General features: G+C 67.3%; 28 protein-coding genes. 18 read left to right on the top strand and 10 right to left on the bottom strand.

The features are described from left to right. Window positions 1-5 precede the first annotated feature (5 nt). Entirely contained in the window at window positions 6-758 is a 753-nt protein-coding gene (locus ACLD0W_RS00305; RefSeq protein WP_410305526.1) for an SDR family NAD(P)-dependent oxidoreductase, read from the bottom strand. Window positions 759-879: 121 nt separating this feature from the next. On the opposite strand from ACLD0W_RS00305, the gene ACLD0W_RS00300 reads away from it, so the two are divergent. The 3 genes from ACLD0W_RS00300 to ACLD0W_RS00290 all read left to right on the top strand — a co-directional run bounded on the left by ACLD0W_RS00300 (window position 880) and on the right by ACLD0W_RS00290 (window position 3,361). Then, window positions 880-1,785 (top strand): LysR family transcriptional regulator, encoded by a 906-nt coding sequence (locus ACLD0W_RS00300; RefSeq protein WP_410305525.1) that lies wholly within the window; start codon window positions 880-882, stop codon window positions 1,783-1,785. A gap of 90 nt (window positions 1,786-1,875) precedes the next feature. Then, complete coding sequence (locus ACLD0W_RS00295; protein WP_410305524.1) at window positions 1,876-2,721, top strand: AraC family ligand binding domain-containing protein; 846 nt, start codon at window positions 1,876-1,878, stop codon at window positions 2,719-2,721. A gap of 49 nt (window positions 2,722-2,770) precedes the next feature. Further along, window positions 2,771-3,361, top strand: a complete 591-nt coding sequence (locus ACLD0W_RS00290; protein WP_410305523.1) for a LysE family translocator — start codon at window positions 2,771-2,773, stop codon at window positions 3,359-3,361. A gap of 46 nt (window positions 3,362-3,407) precedes the next feature. Here the strand turns inward: ACLD0W_RS00290 and ACLD0W_RS00285 are convergent, their stop codons facing one another. The 4 genes from ACLD0W_RS00285 to ACLD0W_RS00270 form a co-directional block, all read right to left on the bottom strand. Continuing rightward, window positions 3,408-4,463 (bottom strand): porin, encoded by a 1,056-nt coding sequence (locus ACLD0W_RS00285; RefSeq protein WP_410305522.1) that lies wholly within the window; start codon window positions 4,461-4,463, stop codon window positions 3,408-3,410. 370 nt (window positions 4,464-4,833) lie between these two features. Then, window positions 4,834-5,709, bottom strand: coding sequence for an amidohydrolase family protein (locus ACLD0W_RS00280; RefSeq protein WP_410305521.1), 876 nt, complete (start codon window positions 5,707-5,709; stop codon window positions 4,834-4,836). Between the two features lie 57 nt (window positions 5,710-5,766). Then, window positions 5,767-6,162 (bottom strand): RidA family protein, encoded by a 396-nt coding sequence (locus tag ACLD0W_RS00275; RefSeq protein WP_410305520.1) that lies wholly within the window; start codon window positions 6,160-6,162, stop codon window positions 5,767-5,769. 29 nt (window positions 6,163-6,191) lie between these two features. Beyond that, a complete protein-coding gene (locus tag ACLD0W_RS00270; protein ID WP_410305519.1) occupies window positions 6,192-7,157 on the bottom strand; it encodes a Bug family tripartite tricarboxylate transporter substrate binding protein in 966 nt (321 codons plus the stop codon). A gap of 335 nt (window positions 7,158-7,492) precedes the next feature. Between ACLD0W_RS00270 and ACLD0W_RS00265 the strand changes: the two genes are divergently transcribed. The 13 genes from ACLD0W_RS00265 to ACLD0W_RS00205 all read left to right on the top strand — a co-directional run bounded on the left by ACLD0W_RS00265 (window position 7,493) and on the right by ACLD0W_RS00205 (window position 20,694). Beyond that, the gene (locus tag ACLD0W_RS00265) at window positions 7,493-8,122 is read left to right on the top strand and encodes a flavin reductase family protein (protein WP_410305518.1); all 630 of its coding nucleotides are present in this window, start codon (window positions 7,493-7,495) and stop codon (window positions 8,120-8,122) included. Next, window positions 8,119-8,967: an IclR family transcriptional regulator gene (locus ACLD0W_RS00260; protein ID WP_410305517.1), complete on the top strand. Its 849-nt coding sequence runs from the start codon at window positions 8,119-8,121 to the stop codon at window positions 8,965-8,967. The genes ACLD0W_RS00265 and ACLD0W_RS00260 overlap by 4 nt, the downstream gene beginning before the upstream one ends. A gap of 17 nt (window positions 8,968-8,984) precedes the next feature. After that, entirely contained in the window at window positions 8,985-9,668 is a 684-nt protein-coding gene (locus ACLD0W_RS00255; protein WP_410305516.1) for a fumarylacetoacetate hydrolase family protein, read from the top strand. Next, the gene (locus ACLD0W_RS00250) at window positions 9,668-10,414 is read left to right on the top strand and encodes a fumarylacetoacetate hydrolase family protein (RefSeq protein ID WP_410305515.1); all 747 of its coding nucleotides are present in this window, start codon (window positions 9,668-9,670) and stop codon (window positions 10,412-10,414) included. The genes ACLD0W_RS00255 and ACLD0W_RS00250 overlap by 1 nt, the downstream gene beginning before the upstream one ends. Next, on the top strand, window positions 10,414-11,217 hold the full coding sequence (gene hpaH / locus ACLD0W_RS00245) for a 2-oxo-hept-4-ene-1,7-dioate hydratase (protein WP_410305514.1): 804 nt from the start codon (window positions 10,414-10,416) through the stop codon (window positions 11,215-11,217). The genes ACLD0W_RS00250 and hpaH overlap by 1 nt, the downstream gene beginning before the upstream one ends. Window positions 11,218-11,228: 11 nt before the next feature. Continuing rightward, window positions 11,229-12,026, top strand: a complete 798-nt coding sequence (gene hpaI, locus ACLD0W_RS00240) for a 4-hydroxy-2-oxoheptanedioate aldolase (protein ID WP_410305513.1) — start codon at window positions 11,229-11,231, stop codon at window positions 12,024-12,026. 44 nt (window positions 12,027-12,070) lie between these two features. Continuing rightward, on the top strand, window positions 12,071-12,517 hold the full coding sequence (locus tag ACLD0W_RS00235; protein ID WP_410305512.1) for a tripartite tricarboxylate transporter TctB family protein: 447 nt from the start codon (window positions 12,071-12,073) through the stop codon (window positions 12,515-12,517). A 4-nt stretch (window positions 12,518-12,521) separates the two neighbouring features. Then, window positions 12,522-14,033, top strand: coding sequence for a tripartite tricarboxylate transporter permease (locus ACLD0W_RS00230; protein WP_410305511.1), 1,512 nt, complete (start codon window positions 12,522-12,524; stop codon window positions 14,031-14,033). Window positions 14,034-14,039: 6 nt separating this feature from the next. Next, window positions 14,040-15,470: an aldehyde dehydrogenase family protein gene (locus ACLD0W_RS00225; RefSeq protein WP_410305510.1), complete on the top strand. Its 1,431-nt coding sequence runs from the start codon at window positions 14,040-14,042 to the stop codon at window positions 15,468-15,470. A 150-nt stretch (window positions 15,471-15,620) separates the two neighbouring features. After that, entirely contained in the window at window positions 15,621-16,247 is a 627-nt protein-coding gene (locus tag ACLD0W_RS00220; protein ID WP_410305509.1) for a DUF2238 domain-containing protein, read from the top strand. A gap of 80 nt (window positions 16,248-16,327) precedes the next feature. Continuing rightward, complete coding sequence (locus ACLD0W_RS00215; RefSeq protein WP_410305508.1) at window positions 16,328-16,654, top strand: thioredoxin family protein; 327 nt, start codon at window positions 16,328-16,330, stop codon at window positions 16,652-16,654. A gap of 54 nt (window positions 16,655-16,708) precedes the next feature. After that, window positions 16,709-18,388, top strand: coding sequence for a VRR-NUC domain-containing protein (locus tag ACLD0W_RS00210; RefSeq protein ID WP_410305507.1), 1,680 nt, complete (start codon window positions 16,709-16,711; stop codon window positions 18,386-18,388). 5 nt (window positions 18,389-18,393) lie between these two features. Next, complete coding sequence (locus tag ACLD0W_RS00205; protein WP_410305506.1) at window positions 18,394-20,694, top strand: helicase C-terminal domain-containing protein; 2,301 nt, start codon at window positions 18,394-18,396, stop codon at window positions 20,692-20,694. Window positions 20,695-20,700: 6 nt separating this feature from the next. Here the strand turns inward: ACLD0W_RS00205 and ACLD0W_RS00200 are convergent, their stop codons facing one another. Continuing rightward, a complete protein-coding gene (locus tag ACLD0W_RS00200) occupies window positions 20,701-21,390 on the bottom strand; it encodes a haloacid dehalogenase type II (protein WP_410305505.1) in 690 nt (229 codons plus the stop codon). Continuing rightward, complete coding sequence (locus ACLD0W_RS00195; RefSeq protein WP_410305504.1) at window positions 21,380-22,219, bottom strand: crotonase/enoyl-CoA hydratase family protein; 840 nt, start codon at window positions 22,217-22,219, stop codon at window positions 21,380-21,382. The genes ACLD0W_RS00200 and ACLD0W_RS00195 overlap by 11 nt, the downstream gene beginning before the upstream one ends. Before the next feature lie 62 nt (window positions 22,220-22,281). Here ACLD0W_RS00195 and ACLD0W_RS00190 point away from each other — a divergent pair, with 62 nt between their 5' ends. Further along, the gene (locus ACLD0W_RS00190; RefSeq protein WP_410305503.1) at window positions 22,282-23,121 is read left to right on the top strand and encodes a PaaX family transcriptional regulator; all 840 of its coding nucleotides are present in this window, start codon (window positions 22,282-22,284) and stop codon (window positions 23,119-23,121) included. 31 nt (window positions 23,122-23,152) lie between these two features. Here the strand turns inward: ACLD0W_RS00190 and ACLD0W_RS00185 are convergent, their stop codons facing one another. Beyond that, the gene (locus ACLD0W_RS00185; RefSeq protein ID WP_410305502.1) at window positions 23,153-23,638 is read right to left on the bottom strand and encodes a pirin family protein; all 486 of its coding nucleotides are present in this window, start codon (window positions 23,636-23,638) and stop codon (window positions 23,153-23,155) included. A 147-nt stretch (window positions 23,639-23,785) separates the two neighbouring features. Between ACLD0W_RS00185 and ACLD0W_RS00180 the strand changes: the two genes are divergently transcribed. After that, entirely contained in the window at window positions 23,786-24,283 is a 498-nt protein-coding gene (locus ACLD0W_RS00180) for a DUF3237 domain-containing protein (RefSeq protein WP_410305501.1), read from the top strand. Window positions 24,284-24,290: 7 nt separating this feature from the next. On the opposite strand, the gene ACLD0W_RS00175 is transcribed toward ACLD0W_RS00180, so the two are convergent. Together ACLD0W_RS00175 and ACLD0W_RS00170 are read right to left on the bottom strand one after the other, a co-directional pair. Further along, window positions 24,291-25,577 carry an MFS transporter gene (locus ACLD0W_RS00175; RefSeq protein WP_410305500.1) on the bottom strand — a complete coding sequence of 429 codons (1,287 nt, stop codon included), beginning with the start codon at window positions 25,575-25,577 and terminating at the stop codon, window positions 24,291-24,293. Further along, window positions 25,578-26,711 (bottom strand): thiolase family protein, encoded by a 1,134-nt coding sequence (locus ACLD0W_RS00170; RefSeq protein ID WP_410305499.1) that lies wholly within the window; start codon window positions 26,709-26,711, stop codon window positions 25,578-25,580. Between the last annotated feature and the right edge of the window lie 6 nt (window positions 26,712-26,717).

The raw sequence follows: 26,717 nt of genomic DNA, 5'->3' as shown, positions 1-26,717 counted from the left end.
CGGGTTTACAGAAACACGCCGCCGGCCACCTCGATGCGTTGCCCGTTGACCCAGCCATTGCCCGGCGACAGCAGCGCGGCGATGGCGCCGCCGATGTCGTCCGGCAGACCGACGCGGCCGAGGGCGGTGGCGCCGGCCACCTGGGCGTTGGCCTCCTGGTTGTCGCGAATCACACCGCCACCAAAGTCGGTTTCGATGGCGCCCGGGGCCAGGGTATTGACGGCGATACCGCGCTCGCCCAATTCCTTGGCCAGATAACGGGTCAGCACCTCGATGCCGCCCTTCATGGTGGCGTAGGCGGCGAAGCCGGGCATGCAGAAGCGTGCCAGACCGCTGGAAATATTGACGATGCGTCCGCCGTCGGCGATCAGCGGCAGCAACCGCTGGGTCAGGAAGAACGGCCCTTTCAGGTGAATCCGCATCAGCGTATCGAACTGCTCCTCGGTGGTGTCCGCGAACGGCGTGTTGATGCCGATGCCGGCGTTGTTGATCAGGTGATCGAACCGGTCGGTTTGCCAGGTCTCGTCCAGGGCGGCGCTTACCTGCTCGACGAAGGCGGCAAAGCCGTCGCTGTCGGCCACGTCCAGGGGCAGCGCCACCGCGCGGCGGCCCTTGGCCTGGATGGCCTCGACCACCTGGTCGGCGGCCTGCCGGTTACGCTGATAGGTCAGGATTACATCGCTGCCCTGGTCGGCCAGATGCAGGGCCGCGCTGCGGCCCAGGCCGCGGCTGGCGCCGGTGATCAGTGCAATGGTCATGGGTTGTCTCCATTCGACGTTAAACAGGAACAGGTCCACTTTATTGGTTGAGAATGTTCCAATAAATCGCTTAAATCCGGAATCTCTGTTCAAGAATGACGAACAATGGACGAGGCCGGCCATGGACCGTTTTCAGGATCTGCGCGTGTTTACCCGGGTGGCGGAGCTGGCCAGCTTCACCGCCGCCGCCGATCAGCTGGGGTTGCCCAAGGCCAGTGTGTCCACCGCCGTCAAGCGGCTGGAGGAAGGCCTCGGCGTGTTGCTGCTGCAGCGCACCACCCGGCGGGTGCGGCTGACGCCGGAAGGGCGGGCCTTCTACGAGCGCGGCAAGGACCTGCTGGCGGACCTGGATGAGATGACCTCCATGTTCGAAGTGGGCGGCGAGACCCTCACCGGGCGGCTGCGGGTGGACATGCCCAGCAGCACCGCGCGCAAGTTCGTGATCCCGCGCTTGCCGGAATTCCTGGCCGCCCACCCGCTGCTGGAAGTGGAACTGAGCGCCACCGACCGGCGCGTGGACCCGGTGCGCGAGGGCTTTGATTGCGTGATGCGGGTGGGAGACACCGGCGACGTGAACCTGTTCGCGCGCAGCCTCGGCGCCTTCGCCATCATCAACGCCGCCAGCCCGGACTACCTGGCCCGCCACGGCACCCCGCGTACCCTGGAGGACCTGGCCGGGCACCGCCTGATTCATTATGTGCCCGGGCTGGGCGGCCGCTCGCCCGGGTTCGAGTATCCCCAGGGCGACGGCTTCGCGTCGTTGCCGATGCCGGGCGCGCTGACGGTCAACAGCGCCGACAGCTACGAAGCCGCCTGCCTGGCCGGCCTGGGCATCGTGCAGGCGCCGGAATCCGGGCTGCGGTCGCATCTGCGGGCCGGGCGCCTGGTGGCGGTGTTGCCGGCGCTGCGGGCGGAGCCGATGCCGGTGACCCTGCTGTATCCGCAGCGGCGCCATCTGCCCCGCCGCACGGCGGTGTTCATGGACTGGATCGCCGGGCTCATGGCGCCCCAGCTGCAACCGCACTGACCCGCGCCGCCGCCCGGCCGCCGCACAAATGTTCCAGACCGGTGGCGACGCCGGGTGTAGACTTGCGGGTTCCGTGCCGGAGACTCGTCCATGACCGCGTCATCCAACAGTGAAAACTGGGTCCGCTTCGCCCGCGACCGGGACACCGGCATCGAGACCATCCGTGCCCATTTTGAAGGCCACGCCTACGACCCCCACTGGCACGACACCTACGCGGTGGGCGTCACCGAGCAAGGGGTGCAGCGTTTTCACGTGGGCCGGGTGCGCCACGAAAGCGTGCCCGGGCGGGCCATGCTGCTGGAGCCCGGCCAGGTGCACGATGGCCTGGGCCCGGTACCGGGCGGCTTCACCTACCGGTTGCTGTACCTGGACCCGCACTGGCTGCGCGCCGAACTGGCGCGGCTGTTTGAACAGGTGCCCGCCCATTTCGAATTGAGTTTCGCCGCCACCCTGTGCGACGACCGCCGTGTTACCGGAGCCATTGGCGCGGCGTTCGAGGCGTTGCAGGACGGCGAGATGCGCATGCTGCGCCAGGCCGCCGTGGACCGGCTGCTGGCGCGGCTCACCGACCACGCCCGCTGGCGCACGGCGCCGGAGCGGTTACCGATGGCGGCGTCCGCCGCCCAGCGCGCCCGCGACTATCTGCACGCGCACCTGGCCGAGGACATCGGCATGGACCATCTGGCCGTCGCCGCCGGGGTCGACCGGTTCCGCCTGTCGCGGTCGTTCAAGGCCGCCTTCGGGGTGCCGCCGCACGCCTATCTGGTGCAGCTGCGGCTGGTGCGTGCCCGTCGAATGCTGGCCGCCGGCGGCAGTCCCGCCGAGGTGGCGGCGGCGGTGGGCTTCGCCGACCAGAGCCATTTGGGGCGCTGGTTCCGGCGCGCCTACGCCATGACCCCGGCCTACTACCGGCGCCGCACAAAGCTTCCAGACTGACGCGGGCGCGGGCCTCACACTGGCGCTTCCTTTCGCTGCTTTGAACGTCATGGAATCGCTGCTCCCCTTTGCTTTATTCGCGCTGGTCGCCTCGATCACCCCCGGCCCCACCAATGTGCTGGTGTTGGCCTGTGCCTCCCGCCACGGCCTGGCGGCGGCGCTGCCCATGGTGGTGGGCGCCGCCGCCGGCGCCGCCTCGGTGCTGCTGCTGGTGGGCACCGGGCTGGCCCGGCCTCTGGCGGCGCATCCGACCGTACGCCTGCTGATGGCGGTGGTGGGGCTGGCCTGGCTGACGATGCTGGCGGTGCAGCTATGGCGGGCGGCGCCGGCGGTGCGCCGGAGCGATGACGGCGATCGGCGTGGGCGTCTGGGGGTGATCGCCACCGCCGGGCTGCAATGGGTGAATCCCAAGGCCTGGATGATGGCGCTGGCCGCCACCGGTGTGTTCGCCGGCAAGGGGTGGCCGATCACGGTGCTGGCGGGGGTGTTCCTGCTGGTGGCGCTGCCCAGCGTGCTGGCGTGGGCGGGGTTGGGGGCCGGCGCGGCGCGCTGGATTCATGATCCGCGCTGGATGCGGCGCTTCAATCGGGGGATGGCGTTGCTGTTGCTGCTGTCCGCCTGGGCGGCGGCGTTCTGGTAGAGAGCGGGCCTCGCCGATCGGCCAGGCCCGCGCCGGAGAAGGCGGCTCAGAACTTGAAGCGCGCGCCCACGCCGTAGGTGGAACCGGTGCCCACCTCGTCGATGTCGTCGTGCAGGTACATGGCGTACAGGTCGAGCTGGCTGCTCACCACATAGTCGTAGCCCGCCGCCCAGGTGTCGCGCTCATAGTCCACGGCGCCGCTGAAGTCGGAGTTGGCGTAGGACGCCAGCACGTTGCCCGGGCCCACCGGAACCGACACGCCAGCCTGCCAGGTGTCGGTGTCCACGTCGCCGGCGGTGGTGTCGGTCTCCAGGGTCATGTACTGACCGTACAGGGTGGCCACGCCGAAGTTGTAGGACAGGCCGGCCATGGCCGCGTCCTGATCGGTGGCGCCGGGAATGTTGCCGCGTTCGCCGGCGCCGCCGCCGTTGTTCAGGGTGCCTTCGCGTACGCGCATCGCCGATACCGTCGCCACCAGCCCGCCCTGACGATAGATCAGGTTCCCGCCGACTTTGTTCTCGCCGCTTTCGCCTTCTTCCTCGCCAAAGGCGTACACCAAATTGGCTTTCAGGCCGCCGACGCTCGGCGTGGTGTAGTTGATGCTGTCGTTCCAGGTGGTGTCGCCCATCACCGCGCCGCCGTTACCACCATTGAAGGTGTGCAGCATCATCGGAGAGAACGCGAACGAGTCCTTCACCGAGTTGGTCACCACCATGGGAATGAAAAACGGCGACTTGGTGCGGCCCGCTTTCAGTTCACCCCAGGTCTGGCTGGACGCGCCGATGTAGGCGTTGCGGCCGAAGAACTCGTCGCCGTTGTAGCGACCGTCTTCCCCGGTGTCCGGACGCAGAAACATCTCGGCCACGCCGAAGAAGGTCACCTCGTCGTTGACCTTGTAATCAACGCGGGCGCCCAGGAAGGAGGTGGACATGCCACCGCCGGCCAGTTGCGCGGTGTTGTCCTGGTCCGACGGCTTCTCGATGCTGCCGGCCCACAGGTCCAGCAGGCCGTAGAATTTGGCCTGCGGCTGGGCCGCGCTGGCGGCGCCGGACAGCATCAGGCCGCCGGCCAGAATGGCGAGAGTGTTGTTGTTCAGTTTCATGGCTGATTCCCTTTTTTCAAGCACAAACCGCCCCGCGACGCCGTGGAGAGCGTCTTTTCAGATCGTTGCTGGAAACGGATTCGGGCGGATTCGTTATCGGATTATTGTGTGGATGACTCCTGATTGTTTTCTTCGGAGGCGCACTAAAAGCGCGCACCCTTGCAGGTTACTTTGTCGTTATGGTGCATTCGGGGCAATCGTAAAAAAAAGAAAAAGTCCACGATATAGACGATAAGAGTTCATGAAATTGAACGACCAGAAAAGCCTGAAAAATAAGAGGAATGGCGAGGTTGGCAGGATTTTTTTGAAGATAAAAAAAGGCCCGGTTAAAAGTACCGGGCCGAGGTTTGGGAGAGATTGAAACAGCGCGTCAGTCGTCGTAGCCGAACAGTTTGGCCGGATTGTCGACCAGAATTTTTTGTCGCTCGCCGGCGTCCGGCGCGTAACGGTAAAGCAGTTCCAGCAGCTCGGCGTCGTTGGGCGGCGGTGATTTGGAAAGCGGGTGCGGCCAATCGCTGGCCCACACCACCCGATCTGGCGCCGCGTCGATATAGGCACGGGCGATCGGCAGTACATCGTTCCAGGGGTGACCCTGGGTGGAGATCTTTTCGCCCAGTGACAGCATCACCCAGAAGTTGCCTTTCTTGAGCAGCTCGATGGTCTTCTGAACGTTCGGGTCGTCCACGCCCAGGGTGGCGTCGGCGCGGCCCAGATGATCGATCAGCACCGGGATGTCCAGGTTTTCGTACAGCTCCACGCTGCCCAGGATGCCGTCTTTCTCCGGCTGGATTTTCACGTACCAGCCGAGCTCCTTGAGCCGGTCGGCGGCACGCTGGAATTCCTGGGGCGACAGGCCCACGCCCAGTTCCTTGCGGAAGGTAAAGCGGGCGCCGCGCACACCGGCCTCATGCAGCTCCTCGATGTAGCCGTCGTCGCGCTCCTTGAGGGCGATGGCATTGGCGCAGCCCCGGTAGTCCGGGCCGGCTTTCTTCAGCGCGTCCACCACCACACTGTGGTCGGAGCCATAGGTGGTGGCCTGGACGATCACGCCGCGCTCGATGCCCAGTGCACGGTGCATTTTCAGCGCCGCGTCGATGGTGGCGGACGGCATCTTGAACGGCGCTTCCGGACGCGGGGGATACACCGCCGGGTCGCCGAACACGTGAAACTGGGCGTCGCAGGTACGAGCCGGCGGCGCTTCCACCGGTGCCCGCGGGTCCGGGTTGAAAGGGTAATACTCAGGCATGGTGGCTCCTGCCATGGAAAATCAGTGGGCCGCGCGGGCGGCCCGTATAAAGGACAGTCAGTCCCGGGCGCCGGCGATCACCGCCAGCACGTCACACTGGATCAGGAATTTGGATTCCACCGGGTTCTGAATGGCGTGCCGCGCCGGGCGGGAATCCGCATCCGGGAACATGTTCAGCCATTGCTCGTTGAGCACGTCGCGCTGGGAGCGGTCCTGCATCCAAACGGTCATCTTCAGGATGTCGTCAGTGCTGCCGCCGGCGGCCTCGACGATATTGCGCACGTGCTGGAACATGAACGCGCATTGGGCTTTCAGGTCGGCGCCCAGTTCCCCGGTGGCCGGGTCGGTGCCATTGATCACGCCGGTGGCCATCAGGTCCCCGATCCGGCTGGCCGCCGGGATCGGGTTCTGGTGGGAGAAGCCGGCGCTGTGAACGCTCTGGCGTCGTGACATTCTTGCGGTCCTTGTGCGTTGAAAGCGGCTTAACGGTGAATGTTGGCGCCGCGGATCAGGGTGCCCCAGCGGTCGTATTCCTTCTGCAGGAAGGACTGGAAGTCGGGCACGCTCATGGCGCGGGCATCGGCGCCGGCGGTCTTGAACTTCTCCACCACGGCGGGATCGGCGAGCACTTTTTCCAGCGCCTGGTTCAGTTGGTTGACGATCTTGTCCGGGGTGCCGGCGGGGGCGAACAGGCCGGTGAAGGTCTCGGACACCGCGTCTTCGTAGCCCAGCTCTTTCAGGGTGGGCACGTCGGGCAGGGCGGCCAGGCGCTCCGGAGAGGTCACCGCCAGGGCGGTCAGCTTGCCGCTGGTCACGTACTGCTTGGCCACGGTCAATTGATCGAAGTTGAAGTCCACGCGGCCGCCCAGCAGGTCGGTGGTGGCCGGGGCATTGCCCTTGTAGTGCACGGTCAGCCACTCGGTCTTCAGCAGGCGCTGCATCATTTCGCTGATCAGGTGGTTCTGGGTGCCGGCGCCGGGGGAAGCCATGGCCAGCTCACCCGGATGTTCCTGGGCGTACTTGAACAGTTGCTCGGCGCTGTCCATGCCCAGTTCCGGGTTGGCCTGCAGCACCAGCGGTACGAACGAGATTGAGCCGATCGGCGCGAAATCGTCCTTCCAGTAGTAGTTGTCCTTGCGGAACAGCATCGGGCTGAACAGCACCGGGCCGTTGGGGGCCACGAACAGGGTGTAGCCGTCCGGGTCGGACTTGACCACATAGGAGGCGGCGATCATGCCGCCGGCGCCGGGCCGGTTTTCCACCACGAACGGCTGGCCAAATTCCTTTTCCAGGCCGTCGGCCACGATGCGCGCGGCCAGATCCACGTTGCCGCCGGGCGGGTAGGGCACCACCAGGTGAACGGGCTTGGAGGGCCAGTCCGCGGCCTGGGCGCCCACGCCCAGACAAAGCAGCATCAACAGCGTGGTCAAACGTTGGAATAAACGCATGGTTTTTATTCTCCTTCCTGTGCTCGGCGTCCAAAGGCGGCGCCGGCTTCAAGTGGTTGTGCGGGTGAACAGGTACTTTCCTGAATCCGGCGCCGGGGCGGCAACCGTTAAATCCCGGGAAGGTCCACATAATGGACGCTGGCGTTCATCACCCGATGGCTGTGCTACGCAGGATACTCGGAAATGCGCGTATACCGGGTTATCGGGAAGACCGGTTATGATTGAAACGTCCACATGGTGGACACTATGGTCCGCGCCGTGTTGATTCCCCACAGGCACCCTCTTAGCTTTCCTGCTACCCCATCGAGCGGCCGGTCGACTGCCAGGAGAATAATATGCAAATCGACACCGATTCCCTGTCGCCGCAGGAATGCTATCGCCTGATCAGCGGCATCGTGGTTCCCAGGCCGATCGCCTGGATCACCACCCAGTCCCCGGAAGGCGTGGTCAATCTGGCGCCTTTCAGTTGCTTTACCTTCGTGTCCAACAGCCCGCTGATGGTGGGCATCAACATCGGCCGCAAGGCCGGTCGCGAAAAGGACACCGCCCGTAATATCCGTGCCCTGGACCAGTTCGTGGTCAACATCGCCGACTGGAGCATGGTCGAGGACGTGCACGCCAGCGCGGTGGAATACGACGCCCATGAAAGCGAGGTGGAAAACCTCGGTCTGACGGCGCTGCCTTCGGTGACGGTGACGCCGCCCCGTCTGGAAAAAGCGCCCATCAGCCTGGAATGCAAGCTGCACAGCGTTACCGGCTACGGCAACACCGGCGCCGAGTTCTTCGTCGGCCAGGTCACCCGCATCCACGTCAGCGACCGGCTCTATGAGGACGGCCGCATCGACACCCGTGCCCTGCAGCCGGTGTGCCGCATCGCCGGCGCCAACTACGCCACCCTGGGCGAGATCCGTCAGCTCAAGCCGGTGGCGCAGACCCCCAAAAGCATTATCGAGCCAGGATCATGAAACGCGACGACGGGCTGCCGCCGGACACCGGGTTGGTGGAGCCGCCCCGCGGCGAAGCCGGCGAGGGCGGTAAGACCCTGGGCGCGCGCAGCATCCGCCGGGCGGTGGCGATCCTGCGCATCCTCGCCACCGGCCAGGAGCACGGTGTGCGGATCACCGACATCGTCCACCAGACCGGCCTCAACCGGCCCACGGTGCACCGCATTCTGCGTGTGCTGATCGAGGAAGAGGCGGTGGAGCAGGACCCCAACACCCGCCGCTACATGGTGGGGCCGGAAGTGTCCCTGCTGGGCCTGTCGCGGGCCGCCCGGGTACCGGTGAAGTCGGTGGCCGAGCCCTACCTGCGGCACATCGCCGAGCAGTGTGGCGACAGCGTGTTCCTGACCATTCGCAGCGGCTTCGACTCCATCTGTGTGGACCGCAAGACCGGCAATTACCCGGTCAAGGTGCTGTCCATCGAGGTGGGCGCGCGCCGGCCGCTGGGTGTCAGCGTGTCCGGTCTGGTGCTGCTGGCCTTCGCCGAGCCGGACGACAGCGAAGAGGTGCTGCAGGGCAACGAGCAACGCCTGGTCAGCCACGGCCTGAAGCTGGACGAAGTGCGCCGCCGCATTACCGAAACCCGATCCCTGGGCTACGCCTACAGCGAAGTGGGCGTGGTGCCCGGCACCCGCGCCCTGGCGCTGCCGGTGTTCGACGCCGACCAGCAGCTGGTGGCGTCGGTGGCGGTGTCGGCCATGGCCGACCGCCTGAGCCCGGAGCGCCTGGCGATTCTGGTCCCGTTGATTCGCCGCCAGACCGAACTGATTGCCCAGCGGCTCAGTGAAATCCACACCCGCCGCCGTTAACGACTTCAGGAGAAACCATGACATCCGTGACCCTGCGCCCCGGAGGGCGCCTGCTGAGCGGCGCCGTTTACGGCTGCCTGCTTAACGTCCAGGACGAACTGGACCGGCTCGGTGACGCCATCAATGAGGCGCCCTACAACGGCGCGCCCACCGGCCCGGTGATGTACGTGAAAACCCCGAACACCCAGGTGGCCGACGGCACCCCGGTGGTGTTGCCCGCCGACGTGGACCAGGTGCGCGTCGGTGCCACCCTGGGCGTGGTGATCAAGGACACCCTGACCCGCGCCAGCGCCGACCAGGCCCGCGCCGCCATCGCCGGCTATACGCTGGTCAACGACCTCACCGTGCCCCACGACAGCCTGTTCCGGCAGCCGCTCAAGCAGAAATGCCGGGACGGCTTCTGCCCGATCGGCCCGTGCCTGGTGGACGCCGCCGACCTTGCGGACCCGGACGGCCTTACCGTGCGCGCCCTGGTCAACGGCGAATGCCGTCAGCAATGGAGCCTGGCCGAACTGGTACGCCCGGTGGCCACGTTGCTCGCCGACATCTCTGATTTCACCAGCCTCTATCCCGGCGACCTGATCCTGGTGGGCATGTCCCCGGACGCGCCGCTGGCCGGCGCCGGTGACACCGTGGCGGTGGAAATCGACGGCATTGGCCGTCTGCAAAACACGCTGGTGGCCGAAGGGGAGAGCGCCTGATGAAACAAGCCCGTATCGCATTCGAAGGCCGCGTTCAGCAGGCCTGGGAAGACAACGGCAAGGTGCGGCTGGCGGACGGCCGCCGCCTGGACGAAAGCGAAGTGACCTGGCTGCCGCCGGTGACCCCGGGCACGATTCTGGCGCTGGGCCTGAACTACGCCGACCACGCCGCCGAGATCGCCTCCAAGCCGCCGGAAGAACCCATGGTGTTCCTCAAGGGCGCCAATACGCTGGTGGGCCACCGCGCCTTCACGCCGCGCCCCACCGATGCCACCAATATGCACTACGAGTGCGAATTGGCCATCGTCATCGGCAAGCCGGCGCGCAACGTGGCCAAGGCGGATGCCTACGACTACATCGCCGGCTACACCGTGGCCAACGACTACGCCGTGCGCAATTATCTGGAAGGGTTCTACCGGCCCAACTTCCGCATCAAGAGCCGCGACAACTGCACCCCCATCGGCCCCTGGCTGGTGGACGCGGCGGACATCGCCGACCCGATGAACCTGCGGCTGACCACCCGCGTCAACGGCGAAACCACCCAGGAAGGTTCCACCAAGGACATGATCTTCGACGTGCCCTTCCTGATCGAATATTTCAGCGCCTTCATGACCCTGCAGCCCGGCGATGTGATTCTCACCGGCACCCCCAAGGGCACCGTCAATGTGATGCCCGGCGACGAGGTGGTCACCGAAATCGAAGGCGTGGGCGCGCTGCACAACACCATTATCGAGAGGAAGGCCTGATGCTGGATGATGCCGCCATTCGTGACGCGGCGGAGCGGCTCGACCGCGCCGAACGCGAACGTACCCAGATTGACCATCTGACCCTGCAATACCCGGACATCGGCTTCCCCGAGGCCTACGCCATCCAGCGCCAGTGGGTGGACATGAAGGTGGCCCGCGGTCGCCGGGTGATGGGCCACAAGATCGGCCTCACCTCCCGGGCCATGCAGATGTCCGCGCGCATTGATGAGCCGGACTACGGCGTGCTGCTCGACGACATGTTCTTCGAGGACAACGCCGAAATCGAAGTGGACCGCTTTATCGTGCCGCGTCTGGAAGTGGAACTGGCGTTCGTGCTGAAACAGGACCTCAGCGGTCCTGACTGCACCGTGCTGGACGTGATGCGCGCCACCGAATACGTGATCCCGGCGCTGGAGATCATCGACGCCCGGGTGCGTCAGGTGGACCCGGCCAGCGGCGCGCCGCGCAAGGTGTTCGACACCATCTCCGACAACGCCGCCAACGCCGGCGTGGTGCTGGGCGGGCGCACCATCCGCCCGTTCGACATCGACCTGCGCTGGAGCGCGGCGGTGTGCAGCCGCAACGGCCTGGTGGAAGAAACCGGCGTGGCCGCCGGCGTGCTCGGCCACCCGGCCAAGGGTATCGCCTGGCTGGCCAACAAGCTGGCCCCCCACGGTGTCACCCTGAAAGCCGGTGAAATCGTGCTGGCCGGTTCCTTCACCCGTCCGGTGGCGGCGTCCGCCGGCGATACCTTCCACGTGGACTACGGCCCGCTCGGCGCGCTGGGTCTGCGCTTCGTCTGACAGGAGGCGTCATGGATCTTCCGGTCAATTCCTTCAAACAGGCGCTGCTCGAAGGCCGTGCTCAGATCGGTCTGTGGTGCGCCCTGGCCGATGCCTACGGCACCGAGATCGGCGCCGCCGCCGGTTTCGACTGGCTGCTGATCGACGGTGAACACGGCCCCAACGATGTGCGCTCGATTCTGGCGCAATTGCAGGCGGTGGCGCCGTATCCGACCCACCCGGTGGTGCGCCCGGTGAACGGCGACGCGGATACCCTTAAGCCGCTGCTGGACGCCGGTGTGCAGACCTTCCTGGTGCCGATGGTGGAAAGCGCCGAGCAGGCCCGCGCCATCGTCGAGGCCACCCGCTACCCGCCCCATGGGCGCCGGGGCGTGGGCGCCGGCCTGGCGCGGGCCTCGCGCTGGGGCCGGGTGGCGGACTACGTGCACCGCTGCCACGAACAACTGTGCGTGCTGCTGCAGGTGGAAAGCCGCGCCGGCCTGGACAACCTGGATGAAATCGCCGCCGTGGACGGCGTCGACGGCGTGTTCATCGGCGCCGCCGACCTGGGCGCCGACCTGGGTTATCTGGGCCAGCCCGGTCACCCGGAGGTGAACGCGGCGGTGCTGGATGCGTTCCGGCGCATTCAGGCGGCGGGCAAGCCCGCCGGCGCGCTCACCGTCAACGAGGACCTGGCCCGGGAGCATCTCGCCGCCGGTTGCCGGTTTCTCGCCGTGGGCGCGGATGCCGCCCTGCTGGCGCGGGCCACGGACGCCCTGTCGCGCCGTTTCAAGGACCATTTGTCGCCGTCCCAGGCCGGCGGTTACTGACTCTATTCTCACAACGCGCGTTGCGCCTCGGAGGAGAATAATAAATGGCACGTTCCATTAACTGGTTGCAGGTGTGCGCGGCGCTGCTGCTCGGCCTGCTTGGTCTCTATGTGATTGTCCAGGGCAGCGGCTACGACATGGGTTCGTTGCGGCGCATGGGCCCCGGTTTCTTCCCGGTGATGATCGGCTCGGTGCTGATGCTGTTCGCCGTGCTGCTGGTGCTGGAAGTGTGGCATTCGGAAAGAAGCGAAGAGCAATTCTGGATTCCGCGCCCCATTCTCACCATCTGCGCCGGCTTCGTGGCGTTCGCCGCCTTGCTGGAGCGGGCCGGGCTGGTGCCCGCCACGGTGGCGCTGGTGCTGTTGGTGTCGCTGGCGGAAAAGCCGGTGCGGCCGGTGGCGGCGGTGGCCACCGCGGTGGGGCTGAGCGTGCTCGGCGTCCTGGTGTTCATTTACGGCTTCGGCATTCCGGTGGCCCCGTTCGAGTGGTGATTTGATGGATATCCTTCACAATCTGGCGCTCGGCGCCGAGGTCGCGTTTTCCTGGCAGGGCCTGCTGTTCTGTTTCGTCGGCGTGCTGGTCGGCACCTTCGTGGGCGTGCTGCCCGGTATCGGTCCGCTGGCGGCGATTTCCCTGGCGCTGCCGATGACCTATTACCTGTCTCCGCCGATCGCGCTGATCATGCTGGCCGGTATTTTCTACGGGGCCCAGTACGGCGGCTCCATCGCCGCCATTCTGCTTAACCTGCCCGGCACGGCATCGGCGGCGGTCACTTGTATCGACGGCAACCAGATGACCAAGCAGGGCCGCGCCGGCGTGGCCCTGTTCACCGCCGCCATCTCTTCGTTCTGCGGTGGCATCGTGGCGATTTTCATGGTGCTGGGGTTTACGCCCATGATCGCGTCCTTCGCCACGGATTTCGGCGCGGTGGACTATTTCTCGATCATGCTGCTGGGCCTGGTGGCGGCGTCCACCCTGTCCGTGGGCTCGCCGCTCAAGGGCATGACCATGGTGATGCTGGGCATCGCCCTGGGGCTGGTGGGCACCGACGACACCTCCGGCACCGAGCGCTTCACCTTCGGCGTGCTGGCGCTGTCCGACGGCATCAGTCTGGTGGCCCTGGCCATGGGGCTGTTCGGGGTGGGCGAGATCCTCGCCAACCTGGGCCAGGAAAAGCGCTCCCCGCTCAAGGCCAGTGGCCTGACCTTCAAATCCATGCTGCCCAAACGGCACGAATGGAACGGCCTGTGGAAGACCATCCTGCGTGGTTCCGGCATTGGCGCCTTCGTCGGCGCGCTGCCCGGCTCCGGCCCGGCGATTGCCGCCTTCATGGCCTATGCGGCGGAGAAGAAACTGGCCAGGAATCCGGAGAATTTCGGTAAGGGTGAGCTGCGCGGCGTGGCCTCCCCGGAATCCGCCAACAACGCGGCGGTGCAGGCGGCGTTCATTCCCACCCTGAGTCTGGGCATTCCCGGCGACGCGGTGATGGCGGTGCTGCTCGGCGCCATGATCCTGCACGGCATCAGCCCCGGGCCGGAACTGGTAACCAGCAATCCGGAGATGTTCTGGGGTCTGGTGGTGAGCTTCGGCGTCGGCAACATCATGCTGCTGGTGCTGAACCTGCCGCTGATCCGGGTGTGGGTGCGCATGTTGTCGATTCCCTACCATGTGCTGTACCCGGCCATGCTGTTCTTTATCTGCATCGGCGTGTTCTCGGTGCGCTCCAGCGTGTTCGATATCTACACCGCGCTGTTCTTCGGGGTGATCGGCTACTTCCTGATCCGCTTGAAATTCCCGGCGGCGCCGTTGCTGCTCGGCTTTATTCTCGGGCCGATGATGGAAGTGCATTTCCGCCGTGGTTTGCTGTTGGCCCGGGGTGACTACATGGCCTTCGTTAACAGCGTGCCCAGCACCATTTTCCTGATTCTTACCGCGCTGTTCCTGGTGCTGCCGCTGTGGGCCGCGTTCCGCAAGCGCACCGCGCGCACGGCCAACCTGGGAGATTGATCGACCATGCGTAACAATTTTATCGCCGGCGCCTGGACCCGGGGCGCCGGCGCCCGGCCCGACATCAATCCGTCCGATACCACGGACGTGATCGATGAGTACGCCCAGGCCGACGCCGAGCAGACCCGCCAGGCCATCGCCGCCGCCCGGGCCGCCTTTCCGGCCTGGCGCCGGGGCGGCATTCAGGCCCGCGCCGAGGCGCTGGATTTCATCGGTCTGGAACTGGCCGCCCGCAAGGAAGAACTGGGCCGGTTGCTGTCCCGGGAAGAGGGCAAAACCCTCCCGGAAGGCATTGCCGAGGTGAACCGGGCGGCGCAGATCTTCCGCTTCTTCGCCGGTGAAGTGCTGCGCCCCGGCGGCGAGACCCTGCCGTCGGTGCGCCCCGGCATGGACGTGCACATCACCCGCGAACCGGTGGGCGTGGTGGGCATTATCACGCCCTGGAATTTCCCCATCGCGATCCCCGCCTGGAAGATCGCGCCGGCCCTGGCGTACGGCAACTGCGTGGTGTTCAAGCCCGCCGACCTGGTGCCCGGCTCGGCCTGGGCGCTGGCCGAGATCATCAGCCGCAGCGGCCTGCCGGAAGGCGTGTTCAACCTGACCATGGGGCGCGGCAGCGTGGTCGGCCAGACCCTGCTGGAAAGCCCGGACGTCAACGCCATCACCTTCACCGGCTCCGGCACCACCGGTGCCCGGGTAATGGCCACCGCCGGTGCCCGCTTCGCCAAGCTGCAGCTGGAAATGGGCGGCAAGAACCCGCTGGTGGTGCTCGACGACGCGGACCTGGACCGGGCCGTGGAAGTGGCGGTGCAGGGGGCCTATTTCTCCACCGGCCAGCGCTGCACCGCCTCGTCCCGGTTTATTGTCGAGAAGGGCATCCACGACCGCTTCGTGGAGGGCGTTAAGCAGCGGCTGGCCGGTTTGACCGTGGATCACGCGCTGGGTGAAGGCACCGACATCGGCCCGGTGGTGGACCAGAGCCAGCTCGACCAGGACCTGGGTTACGTGGACATCGGCCGCGAGGAGGGCGCACGCCTGGTGTGCGGCGGTGAGCGTCTGCAGCGCGGCAGCGACGGTTTCTACATGGCGCCGGCCCTGTTCGCCGACACCGACCCGACCATGCGCATCGCCCGGGAAGAGATCTTCGGCCCGGTGGCCTGCGTGCTGGCGGCGGACGATTACGAGCACGCCCTGGCCCTGGCCAATGACACCGAGTTCGGCCTGTCCGCCGGCATCTGCACCACGTCCCTGAAACACGCCAGTCATTTCCGCCACCACGCGGAGGCCGGCATGGTGATGGTCAACACCCCCACCGCCGGCGTCGATTACCATGTGCCGTTCGGTGGCCGTAAGGGCTCCAGCTACGGCTCCCGGGAACAGGGTCGCTACGCCGCCGAGTTCTTCACCACGGTGAAAACCGCCTACGTGGCGCCTTAGTGCATCGCGGCTGAAGCCGCTCCTACGGTTGAAGATCCGCTAGGAGCGACTTCAGTCGCGACGCTTTTGGGCCGCGCGATGCTTCGGCGTCCTCCCCTCCAGTGGTAAGCTCCGGACACCAAAAACGTTGAACCGGGTGCCGGCAAAAACATGGACGAACGCAAAACCTTCGCGGTGTGCTCCGCGATTCTGCTGGTGGTGATGGCGGCGCTGGCGGTGGCGCCGGTGGAACGGGAAACCTGGCTGATGGAAAACGCCGTGGTGGCCCTGTTCCTGGCCGCCCTGTGGGGCACGCGCCGCTGGTTCCGATTCTCCGCCGGCAGCTATGCGCTGATCACCCTGTTCCTGGTGCTCCACGAAATCGGCGCCCACTACACCTACTCACAGGTGCCCTATGACGCCTGGGCCCGGCACCTGGCCGGCGTCAGCATCGACGAAGTGTTGGGCTGGCAGCGCAATCAGTACGACCGCGTGCTGCATTGTCTGTACGGGGTGCTGCTGGTGCTGCCGCTGCGGGAGCTGTGCCGGAACGGTATCGGGATGCGCGGCGCCTGGGCCGGCTTCTTCGCGTTCTCCCTGATTCTGGCCAGCTCGATGATCTATGAACTGATCGAATGGGGCGCGGCGGTGGCCTTCGGCGACGGCAGCGACGCCTTTCTGGGCACCCAGGGGGACCCCTGGGACGCCCAGAAGGACATGGCCCTGGCGCTGCTCGGCGGCCTGATCGCCCTGGCGCTGGCCGCGCCCCTGCGTGCCCTGCGGGCGCGCCGCCACTGACCGGTCATCACCCACTTGAAGGGCGCCGGCCCGGTCGGTGTATGCTTGCCGACCCGAGCCCCCAATGCGGAGCAACGCCCATGGCCTACCAATCCCATTACCAGCCGGAAACCCTGGACCGCGCCGCCGTGGACGCGCACCCCGGCGCCCGGGTGCTGGAGTTCGGCACCAATTGGTGCGGCCATTGCCACGCCGCCCAGCCATTGATCCAGGCGGCCCTGGCCGAGCACCCGGACCTGGAACACATCAAGGTGGAAGACGGCAAGGGCCGGCCCCTGGGGCGTTCGTATCGGGTCAGGCTGTGGCCGACGCTGATCTTTCTGCGCGACGGTGAGGAGGTGGCGCGGCTGGTAAGGCCCCGGGACGACGCCGAAATCCGTGAGGCCCTGGCGCGCCTCACCGCCTGATCGCGCGGTGCCTGACACTCGCATCCCGGCGACGGGCTCCCTTATACTAGCCAAATGGACAGTATTGCCGCCCCCGCCACCCTGGATGATCCGCTCTACTACCTGCGCAACTTCGAGGCTGTGCTGGACTGGGTGGTGGCCTGCCATGGGGACCTGCTGAACGCCGACGAAAATGCCTTCCTGAACGGCTTCGAGGCGCTGCCGGTGGCGCCCCGGGCGCTGCTGACGCGCATGGTGATGCGCAGCGGCGAGCTGTTCCGCGCCGACAAACTCCGTTATCCGGAGATCGGTCCGGCCACGCCGGCGCTGACGGCGCTGGAAGCGGCCGGCTGGGTTCGCCGGGACGGCGATCTGACCCTGGAAGAACTGTTCCGCCTCTACACCAAAGCGGAGCTGGGGCGCGCTCTGGCTCCCCGCCTGGCCGCCGCTGGCCTCGACCCTCGCGGGCGCAAGGCGGACTGGCTGGCGGCCCTGGCGGAACCGGCGCCGGCGCCCCGCCCGCTGCCGGCCTGGGACCCGGACGGCCACCTGCCGGCGGCCTGGCGGCTCACCGTGATGCCGGTGTGCGAGCGCCTGCGGCTGATGTTCTTCGGCAACCTGTACCAGGACTGGCGCGAATTCGTGCTCACCGAGCTGGGCACCTTCCGCTACGAGCGCGTGCGCCTGGACGCCACCACGCGGCCCTACCGTCACCGCGCCGACCTGGACGCCTGGCTGGCGGTGCACGCCTGCCGCGAGCGGTTCGAGGCCGGCGAACCGGTGGCGGCGGTGGTCACCGATCTGCCCGCCGGCGACACCGGCAACCCCTGGGTGGAGGAGCGCCGCCACAAGCTGCGCTACCAGCTGGCCCGGCAGTGGGAACGGGAGGATCAGCTGGAACGGGCCGAAGCCCTGTATGCGCAATGCCAGCACCCGGACGCCCGCGCCCGGCGGCTGCGGGTGCTGGAGCGGCGCGGCGAATACCAGGCCGCTCTGGCCCTGGCCGGCGAGGCCGCCGCCCGCCCGGAAAGCGAAGCGGAGCGCCAGTCCCTGGGCCGGTTGCTGCCCCGCCTGCACCGCAAGCTGGGGCTGCCCCGGCCGGCCCGGGCGGCGCCGCTGGCCACCCGGGAGTGGTCGCTGACCTTGCCGCTATTGAATCTGATGCGCGCCGGTCGCGTGGAGGGAGCGGTGGCCGAGCATTTCCATGACGACCGGGCGCCGGTGTTCTACGTGGAGAACACCCTGCTCACCGGCCTGTTCGGCCTGTTGTGCTGGGAGGCCCTGTTCGCGCCCCTGCCCGGGGCTTTCTTCCACCCGTTCCAGAGCGGCCCGGCGGACCTGCACCGGCCGGACTTCGTGGCCCGGCGCCGGGACCTGTTCGCCGCCGCCTTCGCCGATCTGGAAAGCGGCCGCCACCGGCGGCGTATTCTCGATACCTTCCAGCGCAAGCAGGGCGTGCAATCGCCGCTGGTGCAGTGGGGCACGCTGTCCGAGCCGCTGCTGGAGCTGGCCCTGGACTGCATTCCCGCCGCTCATCTGGCCCGCCATGGCGAACGCCTGCTGCGTGACATCAAGGCCAACCGTGCCGGCCTGCCGGACCTGATTCAGTTTTTTCCGGAGCGCGGCGACTATCGGATGATCGAGGTGAAGGGCCCCGGTGACCGGCTGCAGGACAACCAGCGCCGCTGGCTGAGCTACTTCGCCGAGCAGGGCATGCCGGCGGTGGTCTGCAAGGTGGCCTGGGAGGCGGGGTGAGTACCGTGAGCGAAGCAACCACCTACACCGTGGCGGTGCGCGCCCTATGCGAGTTCACCGCCAAGGCCGGTGATCTGGACCTGCGTTTCACGCCGTCGCCCACCGCCCAGGAGGGCATCGCCGGCCACGCCACCGTCACCGGCCGGCGCGGCCAGGGCTATCAAAGCGAAGTGGCGCTGAGCGGCGAGCACCGCCATCTCAAGGTGCGCGGCCGCGCCGATGGCTACGATCCGGCGCGCCGGCGATTGGAAGAGATCAAAACCTTTCGTGGCGATCTGGCGCGGCAGCCCGCCAATCATCGCGCCCTGCACTGGGCGCAGCTGAAAATTTACGGCGCCCTGCTGTGCCGGGAAAAAGGGCTTGAGGAGATCGAGCTGGCGCTGGTTTATTTCGACGTGGTCAAGCAGAAGGAAACGCCCCTGCGCGAGACCCACGCCGCCGCCGATCTGCAGGCGTTTTTTCAGGATCAGTGCGAACGGTTTCTGCAATGGGCGGACCGGGAACTGGCCCATCGCCGGGACCGGGATGCCTGGCTGGCCACGCTGTCGTTTCCCCATGCGGACTTTCGTCCGGGCCAGCGGGTGCTGGCGGAGTCGGTGTATCAGACCGCCTGCACCGGCCGCGCGCTGCTGGCCCAGGCGCCCACCGGCATCGGCAAGACCCTGGGCACCCTGTTTCCGCTGCTCAAGGCGGCCCCCGGCCAGGGCCTGGATAAGCTGTTCTTTCTCAGTGCCAAGACCCCGGGCCGGCGCCTGGCCCTGGACGCGGTGCGCACCCTCACCGCCGGCCCGGCGGACCCGGGCCCGGATGACCCGCCCCTGCGTACCCTGGAACTGATCGCCCGGGAAAAAAGCTGCGAGCATCCGGACCGGGCCTGCCACGGTGAATCCTGTCCGCTGGCGGCGGGCTTCTATGACCGGCTGCCGGCGGCCCGCGCCGCCGCCGCCGGCGAGGCCATGCTGGACCGGGCGCGGCTGCGCGAGCTGGCCCTGGACCATCAGGTTTGCCCCTACTATCTGAGCCAGGAAATGGCCCGCTGGAGCGACCTGGTGGTGGGCGACTACAACTATTTCTTCGACCTGTCGGCGCTGCTGCACGGCCTGGCCACCGAAAACCAATGGCGGGTGGCGGTGCTGGCGGACGAAGCCCATAACCTGGTGGACCGGGCCCGGGGCATGTACTCCGCCGAGCTGGATCAGATCGCTTTCCGCCGTGTGAAGCGCGCGGTGCCCAAGGCGCTCAAGGGCGCCTTCGACCGGCTCAACCGCCAGTGGAACGCCCTCAACCAGGACATCGACGCCGCCTGGCCGGAGCAGGATTACCGGGTCCACGACGACCCGCCCCAGGCGTTTTTGTTGGCCCTGCAGCAGATGCTGGCCGCCATCAACGACCACATGGCCGAGCACCCGGAACCCCTGGACGGCGACCTCACCCGCTTCTACTTTGATGCGCTGCATTTCAACCGGGTGGCGGAGCTTTACGACGGCGACGCCTTCCTGTTCGACAGCGAGCGGCTGACCCCGGCCCGGGGCCGGCCCGGCTCCCGGCTGTGCCTGCGCAACGTGGTGCCGGCGGCGCTGCTGGCGCCGCGCTTTGAAAGCGCGGCGGCGGCGGTGCTGTTCTCCGCCACGCTCAGCCCGGCCCGTTATTACGGGGACCTGCTCGGTCTGCCGGACAGCACCGCCTGGGTGGATGTGCCGTCGCCGTTCCGCGCCGAGCAGCTGCAGGTGCGCATCGCCCGGCGCATCTCCACACGCTACCGGGACCGGCAGGCGTCCCTGGCGCCCATCGCCACCCTGATCGGCGAGCAGTACCGGCAACGGCCCGGCAACTACCTGGCGTTTTTCAGCAGCTACGACTATCTGGACCGGACGCTGGAGGTGTTTCGCCGGCAGTGGCCGGACATTCCGGTGTGGGCCCAGGAACGGCGCATGGACGAAACCGCCCGCCAGGCGTTTCTGGACCGCTTCCACGAGGGTGGCGAAGGGGTCGGGTTCGCGGTGCTGGGCGGCGCGTTCTCCGAGGGCATCGATCTGCCCGGCCGGCGACTGATCGGCGCCTTCGTGGCGACCCTGGGGCTGCCCCAGGTGAACCCGGTGAACGAACAGTTCAAGGAACGGCTGGCGGCCCTGTTCGGCGACGGCTACGACTACACCTATTTGTACCCCGGCCTGCGCAAGGTGGTGCAGGCCGCCGGCCGGGTGATCCGCACCGGCGACGACCAGGGTGTGGTGCATCTGATCGACGACCGCTTCGGCCGCCGTCAGGTGCGCGCCCTGCTGCCCATGTGGTGGCGGGTGGAGTAGCGCGGATTAACAGCCGAGCTGTTCCGCCAAGTCCAGCATATCCTCGGCCAGCAAATCGTGGTCCTCGGAAAATTGCTTGGCGGGCCCGGTGGGTCCGTATTCCAGCGGGCGTTTGATGTAGGCGGTGCGCAGGCCGGCGTCCCGGGCGGCTTCCAGATCATCCTGGTGGGTGGCCACCATCAGAACCTCTTGCGGCTCGACCTGGAACGTTTCGGCCACGCCCAGGTACATGCGAGGGTCCGGTTTGAAGGTGCCGAAGGTCTCGGCGGAGAGAATCCGGCTCCAGGGCAGGTCGCCGTGGGCGGCCAGATCTTCCAGCAGCGACAGGTTGCCGTTGGACAGGGTGCAGGTGGTAAAGCGCTGTTTCAGCCGGTGCAACGCCGGCGAACTGTCCGGCCAGGGATCCAGGCGATGCCAGGCCAGGTTCAAATGCCGTTTCTGATCGTTGTCGAGATCATCGATGCCGAACCGTTGCAGTATCTGTTCGAGAATCGAGAAGTGGATGTCGTCGATCAGCGCCCAGGGCGCCTCTCCGGAGACGATGCGGGCCATGGCCGGCTTGTAGCCCTCGCGCCAGGCGAGCGCGAACTGATCGGCGGGCACTGGAAGATTCAGTGCCCGCGCTTCCCGTTCGATGGTGCCGAACCAATCGACCACCGTGCCGAACACATCGAAGGACATCACTTTAATGTTCATCGTCTCGTTCCATGGTTGACCCGGTACTATCGTACCCCTGGTCCAGGTCGCTGTCCTCGAACTTGCCGTGGCGACCGGCGCCTTTGGCGAAACGGTCGGCACCGGCCAGCGCTTCTTCAAATACGATGGGAAAACCGCCGGCGCCCTCGCGCCGCAGCGCCTCGTCCAGCGGGTAGTCCCACTGGGCGTGGACGGAGGCCCGGTCCGCGTTCATGCATTGTTGCGGGAAGCCGGCGATGCGGCGGGCCAGGGCACGGGCGTCGTGCAGCGCATCGCCCTCGGACAGGCGATTGGCCAGGCCGATCCGCAGGGCCTCGTCGGCGTCCACCGGGCGACCGGTAAGAATCATATCCAGAGCGTGGCTCTGACCAATCAAACGTGGCAGCCGGACCGTGCCGCCGTCGATCAGCGGCACCCCCCAGCGCCGACAGAACACCCCGAACACCGCGCTGCGGTCCACCACTCTCAGGTCGCACAGCAGCGCCAGTTCCAGCCCGCCGGCCACCGCGTAGCCGGACACGGCGGCGATCACCGGCTTGCTCAGCCGCAGTCGGGTGGGGCCCATGGGGCCCGGCCCCGTGCCTTCCGCTTCGACCCGGTTGCGTCGCTGCGGATCACCCAGGGCGGTCAGGTCGGCGCCGGCGCAAAAATGCGCGCCGGCACCGGTGAGCACCGCCACGCGGACGCTGTCGTCCGCGTCGAACGCCAGGAAGGCGGCGCGTAGCGCTTCGGCGGTGGGGGCATCGACGGCATTGCGTTTTCCCGGGCGGTTGATGATGATCGTGCGGATTGCACCGTCGGTTTCGGTAACCACAGAAGACGTTGGCACGGGCGTGCTCCAGGCTCTCGTTGTCGTTATGCGTCGGTCCAAAGTAGGGTGCATTTCATAATATGTCCAACAATGACAAGAACAGTAATAGCGACCTCGAGGACGGTCCGCTCGGCGGCGCGCTCAGCGCCACCGAACTGGTGCTGGATCTGCTGGCCACCCATGACCACCGCCAGCTTTCGGTGGCGGCGCTCTGTTACGCCGGCCAGTTGTTCGGCATGCGCGCGCAGAACGTGCGCGTGGCCTTGAACCGACTGCAGCGAAAAGGGCGTGTCACCAATCCGGAACGCGGCCTGTATCGTCTCGACACCGCCACCCGCGGTCTGTTCGGCGAGGTGGAAAACTGGCTGCGCCGGGAGCAGCGCGTGCGGGACTGGAACGGTGGCTGGGTGGCGGTGCTCGACACCGCCGTGCCGCGCCGCGACAAAACCGCCTGGCGCCACCATGAACGGGCCCTGGCGCTGCGCGGCTTTCGATTGCTCGGCGACACCGGCCTGCGGCTGCGTCCGGACAACCTGAGCGGCGGCGTGGACGGCCTGCGCAAGGACCTGGCGCGCCTGGGACTGGCCGAGGAGGCACGGGTGTTCGCGGTCGGCGAGCTGTCCAGCGCGGACGAAAAGCGGGCCCGGCGCCTCTGGGACTGCCCCGCGCTCAAGCAGCAATACCGGCAGATGACCCGGCAGCTGGCCGCCAGCCACAAAACCCTGTCGCGCCGCCCGGAAACGGACGCCGCCACCGAAAGTCTGCAGCTCGGCCGCGCCGCCATCCGCCTGATTCTGCTCGACCCGTTATTGCCCGATACTCTGATCGACAACCGCCCCCGCCATCGGCTGATTGAACGCATGGGCGCCTACCAGCGGGAGGCCAAGGTGATCTGGATGCGGTTGCTGGATCAGGTTTGAGCGGGCCGGTCCTTTATCGGAAGTGATTCAATTATCGGAAGTGATTCAGAGCATCCGTGGACGGCAGCGGAATGAACTCCTGGTCGTCCGCGTCCGGCAGCTTCATGCGGCCCGCTTGCCAGTCTTCCGCCGCCTGCCGCAGGCGGTCCTTGGACGAGGACACGAAATTCCAGAACAGGAACCGTTCGCCCAGCGGTTCGCCGCCCAGCACCATCACCGTGGCGGGCACCACCGCGCGTACCGACGACGCCTTGGGACTGAGCACGGCCATGCCGCCGGTGGTCACCGGTTGGCCGCCCACTTCCACCGTGCCGTCGGCCACGTAGAGGGCGCGCTCGCGGAAGTCGGCGGGAATCTCGGCGGTGGCGCCTTTGTTCATTTGCAGGTGGGCATAGAACAAGGGTGAGTGGGTGCGCACGCCCGCCGTCAGGCCGTAGGCACTGCCGGCGATCAGCTGGCCGGCGACGCCGGCGTCCCGCCAGGCCGGCAGATCGTCGCCGCCCCGGTCGGCGATCACACTGGTTTGCTGGACGGGCTCACCGAACGGCTGATCGAGTATTTCCAGCAGCAGCAGCCGGACTTCACCGCCGTGGCCGGCTGAAGCGTTCGCCCGGCGTCGTGCTATTGTCCAGGGTTCTTCGCCCGGACTGAACAGGAGTGCTCCATGCCCGCTTTGCTCGACGCCGCGCCGGCGGCCCTTGGCCGTATCGACACCCGTCCGTTGTTCGCCATCAAAATGACCGTGGCGCCGCCCCAGGAGCTGGGCGAGACGCCGTTCGGGCGCCGTCGGGTGGCGGTGGTCACCGGCGGGGAATTTGAAAGCGAACGGCCGGCACTGAACGGCCGGGTGCTGAGCGGCGGCAGCGACTGGCTGACCTTCCGCGACAACGGCGTGGTCACCCTGGATGTGCGGCTGGTGCTGGAAACCGTCGACGGCCTGACCATCGGTATGCATTACAACGGTTACCGGCACGGGCCGGAGGCGGTGATGACGCGGCTGGCCGCCGGCGAGGCGGTGGACCCCGCCGAGTATTACTTCCGCGCCGCGGTGCGCTTTGAAACCGCCGCGCCGACCCTGGACGGGCTGAATCACACGGTGGCGGTGGCCACCGGCCACCGCTATCCGGACGGCCCGCTGTACAGCGTATTCGAGGTGCTGTGAGCCGCGCTCAGGCGGTGGCCGGCCCGGCCGGCTTGCGGATCAGGAACACCGCCACGGCGGCCAGCAGGCAGGCGGCGCCGGCGGCCACGAACGCCGGCGTGTAGGTGAGCAGCAGGGTGCGCGACAGGCCGGCGCCGTAGGCGGCCAGGGCGCCGCCGAGCTGATGGCCGGCGAAGATCCAGCCGAACAGCATGCCCGCCCGCTGCGGCCCGAAGGCGCGCCCGGCCAGCTTCACCGTGGGCGGCACCGTGGCGATCCAGTCCAGCCCGTAGAACAGGGCGAACAGCGACAGGCCGTACAGGCTGAAATCCGAGAACGGCAGCCAGAACAGGCTGAGCCCGCGCAGGCCGTAGTACCAGCACAGCAGCTTGCGGTTGTCGAAACGATCGGAAAGCCAGCCGGACAGAATGGTGCCGACCAGATCGAAGGCGCCCATCAGCGCCAGCACCGAGGCGGCGGGCAGCGGCGACAGGCCGAAGTCGCCACAGAAGGCGATAAAGTGGGTCTGGATCAGTCCGTTGGTGCTCAGCCCGCAGATAAAGAAGGTGCCGAACAGCACCCAGAACACCCGGTTGCGCAGGGCGCCGCGCAGCAGCCGCAGCGGTTCCAGAAACGACATGGGGGCGGTGGCCGGCGGCGCGCTGACCGGGCTGCCGTCGTCCACGGCGCCGAACGGCCGCAGTTGCAGCTGGTGCGGATGATCGCGCACCAGCAGCGCCACCAGCACCGCCACGCCGGCGCAGCACAGCGCCACCGGCATCAGCGCCCAGCGCCAGCCGGCCTGCTCGATCAGCCAGGTGGCCAGCGGCAGGAACAGTAACTGCCCGGTGGCGACACTGGCGGTGAGCATGCCGATCACCAGGCCGCGGTGCCGTTCGAACCAGCGGTTGGCCACCACCGCGCCCAGCACCAGAGCGATCAGCCCGGAGCCCAGCCCCAGTACCACGCCCCACAGCAGCACCAGATGCCAGAGCCGGGTCATTTGCGTGGACAGCGCCAGGCCGGCGGCCACCAGCAGCAGCGCGCTGGTCATGATGCGGCGCAGGCCGAAGCGCTCGATCAGCATGGCGGAAAACGGTGCCATCAGGCCGAACAGCACGAAGCGCAGGGCCAGTGCCGAGGAAATCTGTTCCGTATTCCAGCCGAATTCGTCGCCCAGCGGGCGTAAAAAAGCCCCCGGCATGCCCAGCGCCGCCGATGCGGAGAGCATGGTGAGAAAGGTGACGCCGGCGATCACCCAGGCGTAGTGAACGCCCCGGTGTCGCAAGCGGGCAGCCAGGGGGGAAGAGAACATTTACAGGGCTTCCAGAAGAGTGGCCACGCCTTGCCCGCCGCCGATGCACTGGGTGGCCAGGGCGTAGCGGCCGTGGTGGCGTTGCAGCAGGGCGGCGGCCTTGCCGGTGATGCGCGCGCCGGTGGCGCCCAGCGGGTGGCCGATGGCCATGCCGCCGCCATCCAGGTTGACGGTGGCCGGGTTCAGGCGCAGCTCGCCGATGCAGGCCAGCGCCTGGGAGGCAAAGGCTTCGTTGATTTCCACCACGTCCAGGTGGTCGGCGCTGAGGCCGGCGCGGGCCAGGGCTTTTTGCGTGGCCGGGATCGGGCCCAGGCCCATCACCGCCGGATCACAGCCGGCGCTGGCCATGGCGAGGATGCGCGCGCTGGGCGCCAGCCGGTAACGGGCGGCGAATGCCTCGCTGGTGACCAGCACCGCCGAGGCGCCGTCGGTGAGCGGTGAGGAGGTGCCGGCGGTGACCACCCCGCTTTCGTCGAAGGCCGGCGGCAGCTTGGCCAGGGCCTCCAGGGAGGTGGTGGGGCGGATGCAGCCGTCCTCGGTGATGCGGTTTCCATCGCCGCTGTCGATGGCCACGATTTCGTCGCTCAACCGGCCCTGTTCCCGGGCGGCGGCGGCTTTGTGGTGGGATTCCAGGGCCATTTGCTCCTGGTCGGCGCGGGGGATCGAATAGCGTTTCGCCACGTTCTCGGCGGTGAGGCCCATGGAAATGTAGGCGTCGGTATGCTCCCGCAGCCAGGGGTTGGGAGAAAAGTTGAAACCGCCCTGGGGCACCATGGTCATGGATTCCACGCCCACGCACAGATAGGCGTCGCCCAGGCCGGCCTCGATCTGCGCGGCGGCGATGTGGATGGCGGACATGGACGAGCCGCAGAAGCGATTCACGGTCATGCCGCCGACCTGCTCGGGCAGGCCGCTGAGCAGGCCGACGATGCGCGCCAGGTTGTTGCCCTGGGCGGCCTCCGGATAGGCGCAGCCGAGGATCACATCCTCCAGCAGCGCCGGGTCCAGGTCGGTGCGTGCCAGCAGACCGCGCACCACCTGGCTGGCCAGGTCGTCCGGGCGCACGCCGGCGAGCAAACCCTTGTTGGCGAAATGGAACGGAGAGCGGGCGTAAGCAGCAATCACGGCTTTCATGGTGTG

The sequence above is a fragment of the Alloalcanivorax sp. C16-1 genome, assembly GCF_046507805.1.
In the GTDB taxonomy this organism is placed as follows: domain Bacteria; phylum Pseudomonadota; class Gammaproteobacteria; order Pseudomonadales; family Alcanivoracaceae; genus Alloalcanivorax.
The sequence above is the reverse complement of the archived record's forward strand: the minus strand, read 5'-3'. Positions and strand labels throughout refer to the sequence as shown.

Coding starts and splice junctions, on each gene's coding strand:
- ACLD0W_RS00305 (WP_410305526.1), bottom strand. CDS start 758: ATGACCATTGCACTGATCACCGGCGCCAGCCGCGGCCTGGGCCGCAGC.
- ACLD0W_RS00300 (WP_410305525.1), top strand. CDS start 880: ATGGACCGTTTTCAGGATCTGCGCGTGTTTACCCGGGTGGCGGAGCTG.
- ACLD0W_RS00295 (WP_410305524.1), top strand. CDS start 1,876: ATGACCGCGTCATCCAACAGTGAAAACTGGGTCCGCTTCGCCCGCGAC.
- ACLD0W_RS00290 (WP_410305523.1), top strand. CDS start 2,771: ATGGAATCGCTGCTCCCCTTTGCTTTATTCGCGCTGGTCGCCTCGATC.
- ACLD0W_RS00285 (WP_410305522.1), bottom strand. CDS start 4,463: ATGAAACTGAACAACAACACTCTCGCCATTCTGGCCGGCGGCCTGATG.
- ACLD0W_RS00280 (WP_410305521.1), bottom strand. CDS start 5,709: ATGCCTGAGTATTACCCTTTCAACCCGGACCCGCGGGCACCGGTGGAA.
- ACLD0W_RS00275 (WP_410305520.1), bottom strand. CDS start 6,162: ATGTCACGACGCCAGAGCGTTCACAGCGCCGGCTTCTCCCACCAGAAC.
- ACLD0W_RS00270 (WP_410305519.1), bottom strand. CDS start 7,157: ATGCGTTTATTCCAACGTTTGACCACGCTGTTGATGCTGCTTTGTCTG.
- ACLD0W_RS00265 (WP_410305518.1), top strand. CDS start 7,493: ATGCAAATCGACACCGATTCCCTGTCGCCGCAGGAATGCTATCGCCTG.
- ACLD0W_RS00260 (WP_410305517.1), top strand. CDS start 8,119: ATGAAACGCGACGACGGGCTGCCGCCGGACACCGGGTTGGTGGAGCCG.
- ACLD0W_RS00255 (WP_410305516.1), top strand. CDS start 8,985: ATGACATCCGTGACCCTGCGCCCCGGAGGGCGCCTGCTGAGCGGCGCC.
- ACLD0W_RS00250 (WP_410305515.1), top strand. CDS start 9,668: ATGAAACAAGCCCGTATCGCATTCGAAGGCCGCGTTCAGCAGGCCTGG.
- hpaH (WP_410305514.1), top strand. CDS start 10,414: ATGCTGGATGATGCCGCCATTCGTGACGCGGCGGAGCGGCTCGACCGC.
- hpaI (WP_410305513.1), top strand. CDS start 11,229: ATGGATCTTCCGGTCAATTCCTTCAAACAGGCGCTGCTCGAAGGCCGT.
- ACLD0W_RS00235 (WP_410305512.1), top strand. CDS start 12,071: ATGGCACGTTCCATTAACTGGTTGCAGGTGTGCGCGGCGCTGCTGCTC.
- ACLD0W_RS00230 (WP_410305511.1), top strand. CDS start 12,522: ATGGATATCCTTCACAATCTGGCGCTCGGCGCCGAGGTCGCGTTTTCC.
- ACLD0W_RS00225 (WP_410305510.1), top strand. CDS start 14,040: ATGCGTAACAATTTTATCGCCGGCGCCTGGACCCGGGGCGCCGGCGCC.
- ACLD0W_RS00220 (WP_410305509.1), top strand. CDS start 15,621: ATGGACGAACGCAAAACCTTCGCGGTGTGCTCCGCGATTCTGCTGGTG.
- ACLD0W_RS00215 (WP_410305508.1), top strand. CDS start 16,328: ATGGCCTACCAATCCCATTACCAGCCGGAAACCCTGGACCGCGCCGCC.
- ACLD0W_RS00210 (WP_410305507.1), top strand. CDS start 16,709: ATGGACAGTATTGCCGCCCCCGCCACCCTGGATGATCCGCTCTACTAC.
- ACLD0W_RS00200 (WP_410305505.1), bottom strand. CDS start 21,390: ATGAACATTAAAGTGATGTCCTTCGATGTGTTCGGCACGGTGGTCGAT.
- ACLD0W_RS00190 (WP_410305503.1), top strand. CDS start 22,282: ATGTCCAACAATGACAAGAACAGTAATAGCGACCTCGAGGACGGTCCG.
- ACLD0W_RS00180 (WP_410305501.1), top strand. CDS start 23,786: ATGCCCGCTTTGCTCGACGCCGCGCCGGCGGCCCTTGGCCGTATCGAC.
- ACLD0W_RS00175 (WP_410305500.1), bottom strand. CDS start 25,577: ATGTTCTCTTCCCCCCTGGCTGCCCGCTTGCGACACCGGGGCGTTCAC.
- ACLD0W_RS00170 (WP_410305499.1), bottom strand. CDS start 26,711: ATGAAAGCCGTGATTGCTGCTTACGCCCGCTCTCCGTTCCATTTCGCC.